This window comes from Paraburkholderia sp. Tr-20389 (assembly GCF_017104565.1).
Taxonomy (GTDB): Bacteria; Pseudomonadota; Gammaproteobacteria; order Burkholderiales; family Burkholderiaceae; genus Paraburkholderia.
Genome location: NZ_JAAGPD010000001.1, coordinates 708,590 through 722,338, shown reverse-complemented (window position 1 = coordinate 722,338; position 13,749 = coordinate 708,590). Strand labels below are relative to the sequence as shown.

Below are 13,749 nucleotides of genomic sequence, written 5' to 3'. Positions count from 1 at the left end.
CGCTCACCCCATGACCGCGAGACGTTGCGCGACATCGTCGATGAGATCGTGCCGGTCGAGTTGATCGACCCACCAGCGTAGCGCCTTGCCTGCTTCGTCGTCGCGCCATGCAAGAAAGAACTGCGTGACGTCGCGCATGCCGCAGACTTCCTTGCGTACCAACTGGCCGCGATTGATCGGTCCCGCCGCGATACACTCGGGCACCGTCCCCACGCCCAGGCCCTTGATCTGCGCGGCGAGCTTCGCGTCGAGCGTCGGCACGGTGAGCACTTCCTGATTGGCGGCGAGTGCGATCGTGCGCGGCGCGAGCTTGCGCGACGTATCGCTGATCGCGACCGCGCGATGACGCGCGACGGTGTCGATCGTCAATGGTTCGGCAGCCGACGCCAGCGGATGGCCGGGTGCGACCACGAACGCATGTTTCAGCGAGCCGATCGGCTTCGCGACGAGATTGGCGATGGGCGGCGGATCGCCCGCTGCGCCCACGACAAGATCCGCGCGCCGCGTGATCAACGCATCCCATGTTCCGCCGAGCGTTTCTTTCGACAACAGCAGCCGCGTGCCGAGATTGAGCTTGTAGAAGTCGGTGACGTGAGGCCAGATCAGATCGAATGGAATGATCTCGTCGACGGCCACGCGCAACTCCGACTCCCAGCCGTGCTCGATGCGCTTCGCTTTCTGTTCGAGTTCGCGAGCGGCTTCGAGCAGGCGCCGCCCTTCCTCGACGATCACACGGCCCGCATGCGTGAGCTTCGCGCGGCGCCCGCTGCGCTCGAACAGCTTGACGCCCAGATCGACCTCCAGCTTCTGCACGAGATACGTCAACGACGACGGGACTTTGTGCAGTTCTTCCGCAGCGGCGGCGAACGTGCCCGTGCGATCGATCGCGTCGAGTGCCTGGAGGACTTCGAAAGAGAGGTTCATGAATGGCGTCGTGTGAAGCGTTCAATGGATCGTCGCCGATAGCATGCAGTCGCGCGCGTGTTGGCGCAATACATGAATCCATTGTTTGCCGTTTGCCGGACGCAGGCATGAGCGTGCGATTCGGCAATCGATGCGAGGCCGTTTCGCACACCCCACGCGGGGATGACCTGCATCGTCACGTTGCATTCGAACAGCAACACACCGTCGCGACGCGCGCGTCTAACGTCCCGCCGCGCGCCGCCATGCGCCCGGCGACATGCCGACCGCTTTCAGGAACACGCGGCTCAGATGGCTTTGATCCGCGAAGCCGCAGAAGCTCGCGATTTCGGTCAACGTCATGTCGGTGGCGCCGATCAGTTGCCGTGCCTCCATCACCCGTTGTTCGAGCAGCCACTGATGCGGCGTGCGCCCCGTGGCGCGCGTGAAGGCGCGGATGAAATAGCCGCGCGACAGATTGCATTCGCTCGCGACGTCGGCGATGGATGCGCCGTTGCGTGAGCGCTCGATCAGCAGTTCCTTCGCGCGCGCCTCATGCGCGTGCGACAGCGCGCCTTTCGCGCGCGGACTCGTCTTGCGCAGATTGCCGTAGCGCTGCGCGAGGTGCGTGCCGACGACGACGCTCATCTGCTCGACGAACAGCGAGCCGTTTGCGCTGTAGTGGGCGAGGTGACCATCGAGCGCACGCGCGAGGTGGCCGAGCACGGGATCTTTCTGTTCGAGCGCGCACGTGAGCCCGCTGATGCCGTGACCGCCCGTTTCGTCGCTCAGCCGTGTGAAGAATGCACGCGATAATTCGACCAGTACGAAGTCGAAATTCCCATATAGATCCGCGCGATAATCTTCTGAGAAATCGCGGATATAAATCGAATCCGATTCGAACCGTTTAGTGACAGTGCGCTCGCCGTTAAAGATATTCCGTCGATGCCCGCTGTTCAGCGAAATGCCGACCAGAAAACCCCGATCGCAGGCGGGCATCGCGACGCGATCCAGATGCGCATCGTCCATGCATTTGCGATAGAAGCGTATGTCGCCGATATCCAGTTCGATGTCCTTGCGCAATTTGCTCGACACGCATCCAAGGGTGTCCTTTGGCTTGGGCGGCGCGGCTGCTGCAGGATGGGCGCAAGTCGACATGGGCATTTCCTCGATTCATGCATTGCCAGTGAAACATAATCGGCGCCAGTTTACACTGAAGAAAAACATGGCCAAATTAATCAAAGTGTGTTTGCCGGCTTATATGTCCATATGCCGGGACGATTCCCGTGCTTTGAGCGGGCGGCTATTTTGGCTGAATTTGCCTGCTTGCGGATGTTACCCGGACGCAATGCGCAAGATGTGAAGCCGGCCTCAGAACGGCAAAAAAGTCCTCACAATGTCTAATCAGGTCACTATTATTCAAGACACTTGGTGACGGCCTGTTTACAATCTCTTTCAGATATTTCTGTTTTAACCCGCCCATTTGCCCTGTCGACACAGCCCAATTAGTGGGCCGCGTGACGGCGCAATACGCGCAGCCAATGAACACGCTCGCGGCGACGACACGCACGCCCGATCCCCGACCTTCAACCAGGTGCACACCATCGGTCCATCGAATTCGCGAACAGCGTTTGCTGGAGAGGCCATGATTCAGATCGGCACATTGCTCGTCAACTTCGAACAGCGAGAGATTCGTCAGCAGGGCCGACCGGTGCGGATCGGCGCCCGTGCTTTCGACATTCTCGAAGTGCTGTATCGCGCGGACGGCGGCATCGTGTCGAAGGACGCGATCATGGATGCCGTGTGGCCGGGTTCCATCGTCGAAGAGAACCGGCTTCAGGTGCATATCGCGGCGCTGCGCAAGCTGTTCGGCGCGGACCGCGAACTCATCAAGACCGTGCCGGGACGCGGCTATATGCTCGTGTCGGAGAGCCGTCACGCGCGCGCGGCGGAGCGCCAGAGCGGCACGCCGTCGAGCGGCGGACTGCCTGCCTGCCCGGTGACGCTGGTCGGCCGTCACATAGAAGTCGCGCAGATCGTCGACCGTTTGGGACAGGCCTCCGTCGTCACGCTGATCGGCGCGGGCGGCATCGGCAAGACATGTCTCGCCGTTCATGTCGCGCGGGAGATGCGCGACCGCTTCGGCGAGCCGGTGTGCTTCGTCGAACTGGCGAGGGCGTCGACGCGCGAGGCCGTGCTGAAGACGCTCGCGGGCGCATTGCGGATCGACGCCTCCGACGAATATCTGACGCAGGAGCGCCTCGCCGACGTGCTTGCTGCGGCGCCGTGCGTGCTCGTACTCGACAATGCCGAGCACGTGATCGACGTGATCGCGACGCTCGTCGAAGCGCTCACCGCGCGCGCCCATGCGCTTCGCGTGCTGGTGACGAGCCGTGAGCCCTTGCATATCTGGGCAGAGTCGGTGTTTCGCGTCGAGCCGCTCGCGGTGCCCGCGATCGATTCCGCGAACCACGCCTCTATCAGCGCGATCCTCGCGCATTCGGCCGTCGAACTGTTTCTGAACCGGGCGAAGTCGGTCGCGCCCGAATGCGAGGCAGACGAAGATGCCATACGACTCATCGGCGAAATCTGCCGGCGGCTCGAAGGCCTTCCGCTTGCGATCGAACTCGCGGCCGCGCGCGTGGCGACGCTCGGCGTCGAAGGCGTGGCGTCGCGCCTCGACGATCGCCTGAATCTGCTGACGGGCGGCCTGCGCTCGGCGCTGCCGCGCCATCAGACGCTGCGCGCGACCTTCGACTGGAGCTACGCGTTGCTCGACGCGACTTCGCGGATGCTGTTCCGGCGGCTCGGCTTCTTCGCGGGCGCGTTCACGTTCGACGCCGTCTGCACCGTCGCCACCGAGCCCGACATGCCCATCGCGGCCGTTATCTCCAGCCTGAGCGAACTGGCCACCAAGTCGCTGTTGTCCGTCGAGTTCTACGGCGCGATCGCGCAATACCGGCTGACGGAATCGACGCGCGCCTATGCGATGGAAAAGCTGCGCGACGAAGGCGAACTGCAGCGCATCGCGTCGCGGCACATGCAGTACCTGCAAGAGCGGATCGAGCACGGCAAGATGCCTGTCGGCGATACCGCGCAGGGACTTCCCGCCGCCGAGCCACGCCTCGCGCTCGACGACGCGCGTGCCGCTTTCGAATGGGCGTTCTCGCCGGGCGGCAATGCGGCGCTTGGCGTCGCGCTGGCGGGCTCGCTCGTGGGCACCCTGATGCAGGGCGCGCTGCTGCACGAATGTCATGAGCGTTCGGGACGCGCGCTGGCAGCGCTCGACGCACTGCCGCCCGGTTCCGTGGACACGCTCTGCGAAATGCGCTTGTGTTCCGCGTATGCATCGACGCTGTTGCATGCGGGCGGCGCGATACACGAGGCGGCCCCATTGTGGAAACGCGTGCTGGTGCTCGCGCGCGAGGCACGCGACGAGGCCTTCGAGGCGCGTGCGCTATGGGGTGCATGGAATTCGACGCTCGCGTGTTCGGACATACACGCGTCGTTCCGCTTCGCGACGCGCTTCCAGGCGTTTGCGGAGCGTTGCGGCACGCCGTGGCAGCAGATACTCGGCGCCGAGATGATCGCCGTCTCGCTGCATTGCTTCGGCGAGCAGGAGCAGGCGCGGGCGCGGCTGGAGCGGGCCATCGCTGGGCTGACGGAACTCGGCGCGGCCGCGACGGATTGCGTCGACCTTCCCGTCGATCCGTTCAACTTCGGCAACGGCACGCTCGCGCGGATCGTGTGGATGCAGGGGCATCCCGAGCAGGCGATGCAGCTCGTCGAGAAGATCGTCAATTCGATTCGGCCCGACATGCTGGAGCCGTCGCTCAGTCACGTGCTGGCGGTGGCCGCCGTGCCCATCGCGCTGCAATGCGGCCAACTCGAAACGGCATCGCGCTATCTCGCTGTGCTGCAATCGCAGGTCGCATTGAACCGCTTCGAAATCTGGCAAGCGTATGCCGAGTGTCACGCGGGTCACCTCGATATTCTTCAGGGACATCCGCAGGCCGGTCTCGCGAAGCTCGAACCGGCGCTGCAACGTTTGATGTCGTGCGGCTTCCGGCGCGTATTGACGCCGACGATCGCGATCTGCGCGGAGGCGCTGACGCGCACGGGGCGCATCGCCGAGGCGCGGACCCGGCTCGACGAGGCGCTGGAGCACTGCCACGCGCATGGCGAGCATTTCTTCATCGCGGAGTTGCAGCGCGTGCAGGGCGTGACGGCACTGGAGCATGCGCGGGCGATCCAGTCGAGCGGCCGCGCGTCGATGGCCGACGAGTTCGAAACGGACGGGCGGCGCCATCTGCTCGACGCGATGCAGACGGCGAGAGAGCAGCATGCGCCGATGCTCGAACTGCGCGCGGTGCTGAACTTCGTGGATCATCTGCTCGAACGGGGCGAGACGGCACGCGCTTCGTCGTTGCTTGCCGACATGGGCACGCGTCTCGACGTGCAATCGAACGCGCCCGATATCCGCCGGTTCGCGCAACTGCTGCACGACGCACGCGCGGCACGCCAGTCGCACGATCTCGATGCGGATAGCGGACAGCCCGTCATGGCCGGCGACATGTGAAGCGCGTCTAGTTTGATCGCTTCGACTGTCTAGCCTCGCCTGAAAATTCCTTAACGTCATTGTGCCCGGCGGACCGCCTGTCTGCGTTTAAGGACGTTTAAGCCGCACGCAAGGACTTTGGCGTTACACATCGTTAAGCTCCGTCACTCGTGACAAGCCGGCTTGCCGGCTGTGTCCGGTCATCGACAACACCATCGCCGCGCAAGCCTGCGCGATGCGATGCAACGACGGAGAACAACATATGAGCACGCAGAGCTACACGGCCGCACCATCGGAATCGCGGCGCAGGCTGCTGTCGGCAGGGGCGACGATGGCGGGGGCCGTGGCGGCCATGTCGAGCCTCGCGGCCAATGCAGCGGGCACGGCCAGCAGCGCGACCACGGGCGGTCACGCGCAGCGCGTACATCACCAAGGTGGCAGCTTCGTGAAGGCGAAGGACGGCACGGAGATTTTCTTCAAGGACTGGGGCACGGGCACGCCCGTCGTCTTCTCGCACGGCTGGCCGCTGAGCGCCGATGCGTGGGATCCGCAGATGCTGTTCCTCGTGAACCAGGGCTATCGCGTGATCGCGCACGATCGCCGCGGACATGGCCGCTCGGGTCAGTCGTCGGGCGGCAACGACATGGACACCTATGCGGACGACCTGGCCGCCGTGCTCGACGCCCTCGACGTGAAGAACGCGATGCTGGTCGGCCATTCGACGGGTGGCGGCGAAGTCGCGCATTACATCGGCCGTCATGGTTCGAAGCGCGTCGCGAAAGCGGTGCTGATCGGCGCGGTGCCGCCGCTGATGCTGAAGACGCAAGCCAACCCCGGCGGCCTGGCGATGTCCGTATTCGATGGTATCCGGGCAGGCGTCGCCGCCAACCGCTCGCAGTTCTATCTGGATCTCGCGACGCCGTTCTATGGCTTCAACCGCCCGAACGCCAAGGTTTCGCAAGGGCTGATCCAGGACTTCTGGCGCCAGGGCATGGAAGGCTCGATCAAAGGCCAGTACGAGTGCATCAAACAGTTCTCCGAAGTCGACTATACGGACGACCTGAAGAAGATCGACGTGCCGACGCTGTTCCTGCACGGCGACGACGACCAGATCGTGCCGATCGACGACTCGGCGAAGCTCGCCTCGAAGCTAGTGAAGAACGCGACGCTGAAGGTCTATGCAGGCGCGCCGCACGGCATGTGCAGCACGCATGTCGAACAGGTCAACGCCGATCTGCTGTCGTTCCTGAAGGTCTAAGCACCCGAAGCGTTGCGGCGCGAGCTGCGATGCGCTGTATCGAAAGCCGCCCGCGCGCCATGCAGGGCGGCTTTTGTTCGTTGTACACTGTTTCGCGTTTCTTTATCCGCTCACACCCATCATGGCTGTCACGCTTCACAGCCCATGTCGACCTGGCATCGTATAGTGTGAGCCTTGCAGGTTTGCGCAACGGCCGTTGCAAGCTCCACAGTATTCAACATCACCCCATCAGATGACGACGATCCGGATCGGTCAACTCGAGGTTTCACTCGATCATCGCGACGTGCGTCTCGATGGGCGGAAGGTGCCGATCGGCAGCCGCGCATTCGACATTCTCGCGCTGCTGATTGCCGCCGATGGCGATGTCGTATCGAAAGAAGAGATCATGCGCGCCGTCTGGCCGACCACGGTCGTCGAAAAGAACAATCTTCAGGTTCATATCTCCGCGCTGCGCCGTGCGTTCGGCGACGAGCGCGAGCGCATCGCTACCGTACCGGGACGCGGCTACCGTCTGATCTTGCAGGCGGACACCGGCGCGCACGCAGCACCGGCAAGCGAACCATCGGCTGAAAGTGCGGACGCCGGCCTGCCCGTCAACAGCCCGGCCGCCCGGCCCGTGCGCCGGCCGCTGCCTGTACGCGTGCCGGAACTGATCGGCCGCCGGGACGCGCTCGACGGTGTGAAAAGCGCGTTGCGCGAACATCAGACCGTGACGCTCGTGGGCACGGGCGGCATCGGCAAGACGCGCCTTGCCGTCGAAGTCGCGCATGCCGTCCAGCAGGATTTCGCCGATGGCGTGGTGTTCGTGCCGCTCGCCGCCGTGTATGACGCGCAGTCGGCGCTCGATGCACTCGCCTTCGCGATGGGCAGCCGTCTGTCGGCGAGCCGCACGGCGCTCGCGCAGATCGCCGCGGAATGGCGCGAGCGCGACGCGCTGGTGGTGCTCGACAACTGCGAGCAGGTGCTGGAGATCGTCGCGGCGATGGCCGAGGCGCTGACGGGCGCGGGCAGCCGCATGCGCGTGCTGGCGACGAGCCGCGAGGCGCTGCGCGTACGCGACGAGATCGTGTATCAGGTGCCGCCGCTGTCCGTGCCGACGGCGAACGAACCGGGCGCCGGCGTGCTGCGCACGGACGCCGTGCGCTTCTTTCTGGCACGCGCGCAGGCAGACGGCGCGCAGTTTTCGCTCGACGACAGCACCATTTACTTGACGGGCGAAGTGTGCCGCCGCCTCGACGGCATTCCGCTCGCGCTCGAACTGGCGGCGTCGCGCGCCGCCGTGCTCGGCATCGGCCTGCTGGCCGAACATCTCGACGACCGTTTCCGCATTCTCACGGGCGGGCGGCGCACGGCATTGCCGCGCCATCAGACGCTCAAGGCGACGCTCGACTGGAGCTACCGGCTGCTCGGCCAGGACGAGCAGAAGCTGCTGCGCTGGCTCGGTACTTTCGTCAACGGCTTCACGCTCGATGCCGCGTGTGCGATGGCAGGGCACGCCGGGCTCGCGCGCATGGAAGCACTCGACGCCGTGAGCGGCCTCGTATCGCGTTCGCTGCTGACGACGGACTTCGAGGGCTCGTCCTATCGCTATCGTTTGCTGGAAACGACGCGTGCGTATGCGCAGCAGCAACTCGACGACAACGGCGAGCGCACGCGTGCCGCCGCCGCGCACGCGACGCTGTTTCTCGAACTGCTCGAAACGGCCCAGAAGCGTTGGGCCGAACGGCCCGTCGTCGAATGGCTCGGCGAGTTCACGCGCGAACTCGGCAACGTGCGCACGGCGCTCGACTGGACGCTCGGCTCACGCGGCGATCACGCGACGGGCATTGCGCTTGCCGCCGTCACCGTGCCTTATCTCTACGACCTCTCGCTCGTCGACGAGTGTTGCAGCCGTGCGCGCGCTGCACTGCGGCTCATTGCGGAGCGGGAGGAGGACGACACGACCGTCGGTGTCGAGACGCGCCTGAGGCTGGTGTCGGCGCTGGCGGCGGCCCTCGTTTATGCAGAAGGTCCGCTGACGGAAACGCGCGAAGCCTGGACGCTCGTGCTGAATGAAGCAGTGCGGGCCGGTCAGCCCGACTATGCATCACGCGCGCGCTGGGGCGTGTGGAACTGGCATCAATACGCCGGACGCGCGCGAGATGCGCTGATGCTGGCGCGCCGTTTCGGCGATCTCGCGCGCAGCGGCAGCCATGCGACGCTCGCCGTTCTCGCGGATCGCGTCGAAGGCATCGCGTTGCACTATACGGGCGACCAGTGCCGCGCCCGCGAATTGCTCGAACGGATGATCTCGGCCTACGAAGCGAAGCCGCTGAGCCGCTGGCACATGACGGGCTTCCGCGTCGATCACGGCATCGTCGCGCGGGCGACGCTCGCGCGCGTGCTTTGGGTGCAGGGACAACGCGACGATGCCTACGATCTCGCCGCGCGCTGCTTCGATTCGGCTGTCGAGTATGACCATGAAATGGTCACCTGCTATGTGCTCGTCGAAGCGCTGGTGCCGATTGCGCTGCTGAACAACGATCGCGCGGCGGCGCGGCATGGCATCGACGTGCTGCATGAACTGTCCACGCGCTTCGGCTTCACGATCTGGAGTGCGTGTTGCGCGTGCTATGAAGCATGGCTCATGACGCTGATGGAAACGGGAAGCGCCGCCGTCGAGCGGCTCGCCGTATCGATCGACATGCTGCGCGCAACGGCTTATCTTGCGCAGCTCTCGCCGTTGCTGGGCCAGCTCGCCGTCGCGATGACGAACGAAGCGCGCGCAAGAGACGCGCTCGATACGATCGAACAGGCGCTGCATCATGCCGACGACAACGGCGAGCGCTGGTACAACGCCGAGTTGTGCCGCATCAAGGGCGACGTGCTGCGCGCGCTCGGCCGTCATGACGAGGCGCAACGCTGGTTCGCGGCTTCGCTCGAATGCGGGCAGCGCAATGGCGCCGGGCGAGCAACGACGCGCAATGCGTCGAACACGCGTGCACCGCTGCACGTCGTCGCCATTCAGTCTCGCGCCTGATCACACAGGCTTAATCAAGCGCCTTTAATAACGATTAAGGCCGTCATCAGGACTTTAAGTCCGCCCGTCACTAATCTTCTCCCAGGTCGTAGTGCCCAAGCGGCATTGTGAAACTCGCGCCTGAGCTGCGCGACGAAGCCGTTCGCATCCGCATCGCCGATGCAACGTCGACTTATCCGACTACTAACCGGACGCTAGCGCGGTTGCTGCCAGGCAACCGTGCGGGTCTCTCGCATCTTTGCGAAATGGAGCTACTCATGGCCTATGAACTGTTGACGCCCGACACGTGCGCGCTCGCGCTTATCGACCATCAGCCGCAGATGTTCTTCGGCACGCACTCGCACGAGCGTACCAACGTTCTGCACAACGTCCAGATCCTCGCGAAGAGCGCGAAGCTCTTCAAGGTGCCGACCGTTCTGACGACGATCGCCGCCGACTCGTTCAGCGGCCATCTGCTGCCCGAAGTGCAGGCGGTGTTTCCGGAACTCAAGCCGATCGACCGCACGTCGATGAACTCATGGGAAGACAAGGGCTTCCGCGAAGCGATCCTGGCCACGGGCCGCAAGAAGATCGTGATCGCCGGTCTGTGGACGGAAGTGTGCGTGACCTTCCCGACCATTCAGATGCTCAAGGAAGGCTTCGAGATCTACGTGCCGACGGACGCATGCGGCGATATCACGGAAGAAGCGCATGAGCGCGCCGTGCAGCGCATCGTGCAGGCGGGCGCCGTGCCGATGAACTCGCTGCAGTTCATGTGCGAACTGCAACGCGACTGGGCGCGCGGCGAAACGTACGAAGGCTGCATGGACATCTTCAAGGCGCACAGCGCGTACGGCATCGGCGTGCGCTACGCGAAGCAGATCCTCGGCGAGCACGCGAGCGAGGCGGGCTGATCGGGGCTGAAAGCCTTTAGCACTTCCAGTAGTGCCTCACGCGCGGCGTTCATGGCGTCGCGCGTCGGGGAACGTTTGACCCCGGCCTGACTACGTTTGACGGAGAGCGACGATGACCGCACCCATTCAGCCCGCCCGCATTGCGGACCTGGTGATCTACAACGGCAAGATAGCGACGCAGGACGACAAGCGTTCGTTCGTGACGGCGCTGGCCGTGTCCAAAGGCGAGATCGTCGCGAGCGGCAACGATCACGACATGATGCAATGGGCGAACGATGCCACACGCCGCATCGACCTGAAGGGCCGCACGGTCATTCCGGGTCTCAACGACTCGCATCTTCACGTGATTCGCGGCGGTCTCAACTTCAATCTCGAACTGCGCTGGGACGGCGTGCCGTCGCTGCACGATGCGCTCGAGATGCTGCGCGCGCAGGTCGCGCGCACGCCGGCGCCGCAATGGGTGCGCGTGGTCGGCGGATGGAACGAATTCCAGTTTGCGGAGAAGCGCGGCCCGACCCTCGAAGAGATCAACGCGATCGCGCCCGACACGCCCGTCTTCATCCTGCATCTTTACGATAGCGCGCTGCTGAACGCGGCGGCGCTGCGTGCCGTCGGCTATGACCGTGACACGCCGAATCCGCCGGGCGGCGAAATCCAGCGCGACCGCCGCGGCAATCCGACGGGCATGCTGATCGCGCGCCCGAACGCGGGCCTGCTGTACGCGACGCTTGCCAAAGGCCCGAAGCTGCCGCTCGAAGACCAGATGAATTCGTCGCGTCAGTTCATGCGCGAACTCAACCGGCTCGGCGTGACGAGTGCGATCGACGCGGGCGGCGGCTATCAGGCGTATCCCGACGACTACGCGGTCATCATGGAGCTCGCGAAGCGCAATGAACTGACGGTGCGCATCGCGTACAACCTGTTCACGCAGAACGCGAAGAAGGAAATCGAAGACTTCGCGAAGTGGGTCAAGGTCACGAAGCCCGGCGACGGCGACGACTTCCTCAAGGTGAACGGCGCGGGCGAAATGCTCGTGTTCTCCGCAGCGGACTTCGAAGATTTCCTGGAGCCGCGCCCCGATCTGCCCGACGCGATGGAAAGCGAACTCGAAGCCGTCGTGCGCCTGCTCGTGCAAAACCGCTGGCCGTTCCGGCTGCACGCGACTTACGACGAATCGATCGAACGCTTTCTCAATGTGTTCGAGCGCGTCGACATCGACACGCCATTCAATGGGCTGCGCTGGTTCTTCGACCATTGCGAAACCATTTCCCAACGCAATATCGAGCGCATTGCCGCGCTCGGCGGCGGCATCGCGATCCAGCACCGGATGGCGTATCAGGGCGAATACTTCATCGCGCGTTATGGCGCGGAAGCCGCGGCGCGCACGCCGCCCGTGCGGCAGATGCTCGCGGCGGGACTGCCCGTCGGCGCGGGCACCGACGCGACGCGTGTGGCGAGCTTCAATCCGTTCGTGTCGCTGTACTGGCTGGTGTCGGGACGCACCGTGGGCGGCACGCCGATGTATGCCGCGCAGGACCGGCTCGATCGCATGGAGGCGCTGCGCCGATATACCGTCGGCAGCGCATGGTTCTCGAACGACGACACGCGCAAGGGTGCGCTGGTGCCGGGGCAACTCGCCGATTTCGCCGTACTGTCCGACGACTTCTTCACGGTCGACGAAGAAGCGATCAAGCATCTGACGTCGGTGATGACGGTGGTGAACGGCCGCATCGTCTATGCCGTCGACGAGTTTGAAACCTTCGCTCCGCCCGCGCTGCCCGTGAGCCCGACCTGGTCTCCCGTTGCGGAATTCGGCGGCTATGCGCGCTACCGTCCCGCCGCCGCGCCGCTCGCGCAGTCGTGCAACGACGCGTGCGTGAACCTGTGCGGCGTGCATCGTCATGCGCATGCGTGGGCGTGGCGCAGCAACGTACCCGCGAGCGACGCGAACTCGTTCTGGGGCGCGCTTGGTTGCAGCTGCTTCGCGTTCTGAGGCATCTGCACGCGATGAACCGCTTTTCCGCCCCCGACGCCGCGCTGCTGTTTCTGCGCGTGACTGCAAGCGTGCTCGTGCTGCTCGTGCATGGATTGCCGAAGGCGCTCCATTACACGAGCCAGCTCGGTGCGATCGAAGATCCGCTGCATCTCGGCAAGACGCTGACGCTCGCGTTCGCGATCTTCGCGGAGGTCGTCTGTCCGCTGCTGATGATCGCCGGCATCGCGACGCGGCTCGCCGCGGTGCCGATCATGCTGGTCAGCATCGTCGCGCTGGGCCTCGTGCATCGCGAATGGACGCTCGATCAGGGGCAATTCGCGTGGATGCTGCTCATCATGTTCGGGACGCTCGCGATCGGCGGCGCGGGGCGTTACCGCATTGCGCTGCGGCCGCATGCGTCCGGGCAGCGGGAACGATCATGCTGAACGCGCGCACGGCACGACGCGTCGAAGTGGCCGGCATCGGCATTCCGCAGACGCCGCTGGCGATTGCCGCAGCGGAAGCCGCGCACGCGTCGCTACCCGATGTCGTGACTGCGCATGCGTCGCGCGTATTCGTGTTCGCCGCGCTGGCGGCGCGGCAGGAACGCGTCGCATGCGAGCCCGAGACGCTATACGTCGCGGCCATGTACACGAACATGGGTTTGAGCGCGGCGTATGCGCATTCGAATCTGCGCTACGAGATCGACGGCGCCGATGCGGCGCGTGCGTTCATGCAGCGCGATGGCGCGTCGTCCGGCGTGCTCGACGACGTATGGTGCGCGATCGCGCTGCACACGACGCCCGGACTGCCCGCGTACATGTCGCCGCTCACACGCGTGCTGGCGTCGGCTGTTCGCGCGGATCTGTTCGCCGACAACCTCGACGCGTGGTCCCAGGCGGAGCGCGACCAGATCGTCGCCGCGTGGCCGCGCGGCATCCGATTCAAGGAACGCATGATCGAAGCGATCGGACGGGGCGTCATGCATCGCCCCATGTCGACGTTCGGCACGATGAGCGCCGATGTGCTGGAACGCGTCGATCCCAACTTCTGCCGGACGAACTTTTGCGGACTGATCCTCGGCTCGCCGTGGCGCGACTAGCGCGGCATCGTCGATATCGGGCAAGCAATGGGACGCACAGCGAA

The 13,749-nt window shown here is 64.7% G+C and carries 9 protein-coding genes; 7 read left to right on the top strand and 2 right to left on the bottom strand.

The features are described 5' to 3' along the window. Positions 1–3: 3 nt before the first annotated feature. Together G3N95_RS03270 and G3N95_RS03265 are read right to left on the bottom strand one after the other, a co-directional pair. Positions 4–924: a LysR family transcriptional regulator gene (locus G3N95_RS03270; RefSeq protein WP_205968501.1), complete on the bottom strand. Its 921-nt coding sequence runs from the start codon at positions 922–924 to the stop codon at positions 4–6. Between the two features lie 219 nt (positions 925–1,143). Then, positions 1,144–2,058: an AraC family transcriptional regulator gene (locus tag G3N95_RS03265; protein ID WP_205968500.1), complete on the bottom strand. Its 915-nt coding sequence runs from the start codon at positions 2,056–2,058 to the stop codon at positions 1,144–1,146. 487 nt (positions 2,059–2,545) lie between these two features. Between G3N95_RS03265 and G3N95_RS03260 the strand changes: the two genes are divergently transcribed. The 7 genes from G3N95_RS03260 (at position 2,546) to G3N95_RS03230 (ending at position 13,705) form a co-directional block, all read left to right on the top strand. Beyond that, complete coding sequence (locus tag G3N95_RS03260; protein WP_205968499.1) at positions 2,546–5,479, top strand: winged helix-turn-helix domain-containing protein; 2,934 nt, start codon at positions 2,546–2,548, stop codon at positions 5,477–5,479. A gap of 241 nt (positions 5,480–5,720) precedes the next feature. Then, positions 5,721–6,716, top strand: coding sequence for an alpha/beta hydrolase (locus G3N95_RS03255; RefSeq protein ID WP_205968498.1), 996 nt, complete (start codon positions 5,721–5,723; stop codon positions 6,714–6,716). A 232-nt stretch (positions 6,717–6,948) separates the two neighbouring features. Beyond that, on the top strand, positions 6,949–9,735 hold the full coding sequence (locus G3N95_RS03250; RefSeq protein ID WP_205968497.1) for a winged helix-turn-helix domain-containing protein: 2,787 nt from the start codon (positions 6,949–6,951) through the stop codon (positions 9,733–9,735). A gap of 257 nt (positions 9,736–9,992) precedes the next feature. Then, a complete protein-coding gene (locus tag G3N95_RS03245) occupies positions 9,993–10,628 on the top strand; it encodes a hydrolase (protein ID WP_205968496.1) in 636 nt (211 codons plus the stop codon). Between the two features lie 112 nt (positions 10,629–10,740). Then, positions 10,741–12,621: an amidohydrolase gene (locus G3N95_RS03240; protein WP_205968495.1), complete on the top strand. Its 1,881-nt coding sequence runs from the start codon at positions 10,741–10,743 to the stop codon at positions 12,619–12,621. Positions 12,622–12,635: 14 nt separating this feature from the next. After that, positions 12,636–13,049 (top strand): DoxX family protein, encoded by a 414-nt coding sequence (locus G3N95_RS03235; protein WP_205968494.1) that lies wholly within the window; start codon positions 12,636–12,638, stop codon positions 13,047–13,049. Continuing rightward, positions 13,043–13,705 (top strand): phosphohydrolase, encoded by a 663-nt coding sequence (locus tag G3N95_RS03230; protein WP_205968493.1) that lies wholly within the window; start codon positions 13,043–13,045, stop codon positions 13,703–13,705. Before G3N95_RS03235 ends, G3N95_RS03230 begins: the two co-directional genes overlap by 7 nt. The last annotated feature ends 44 nt before the right edge of the window (positions 13,706–13,749 follow it).

Coding starts and splice junctions, on each gene's coding strand:
- G3N95_RS03255 (WP_205968498.1), top strand. CDS start 5,721: ATGAGCACGCAGAGCTACACGGCCGCACCATCGGAATCGCGGCGCAGG.
- G3N95_RS03265 (WP_205968500.1), bottom strand. CDS start 2,058: ATGTCGACTTGCGCCCATCCTGCAGCAGCCGCGCCGCCCAAGCCAAAG.
- G3N95_RS03270 (WP_205968501.1), bottom strand. CDS start 924: ATGAACCTCTCTTTCGAAGTCCTCCAGGCACTCGACGCGATCGATCGC.
- G3N95_RS03260 (WP_205968499.1), top strand. CDS start 2,546: ATGATTCAGATCGGCACATTGCTCGTCAACTTCGAACAGCGAGAGATT.
- G3N95_RS03230 (WP_205968493.1), top strand. CDS start 13,043: ATGCTGAACGCGCGCACGGCACGACGCGTCGAAGTGGCCGGCATCGGC.
- G3N95_RS03240 (WP_205968495.1), top strand. CDS start 10,741: ATGACCGCACCCATTCAGCCCGCCCGCATTGCGGACCTGGTGATCTAC.
- G3N95_RS03250 (WP_205968497.1), top strand. CDS start 6,949: ATGACGACGATCCGGATCGGTCAACTCGAGGTTTCACTCGATCATCGC.
- G3N95_RS03235 (WP_205968494.1), top strand. CDS start 12,636: ATGAACCGCTTTTCCGCCCCCGACGCCGCGCTGCTGTTTCTGCGCGTG.
- G3N95_RS03245 (WP_205968496.1), top strand. CDS start 9,993: ATGGCCTATGAACTGTTGACGCCCGACACGTGCGCGCTCGCGCTTATC.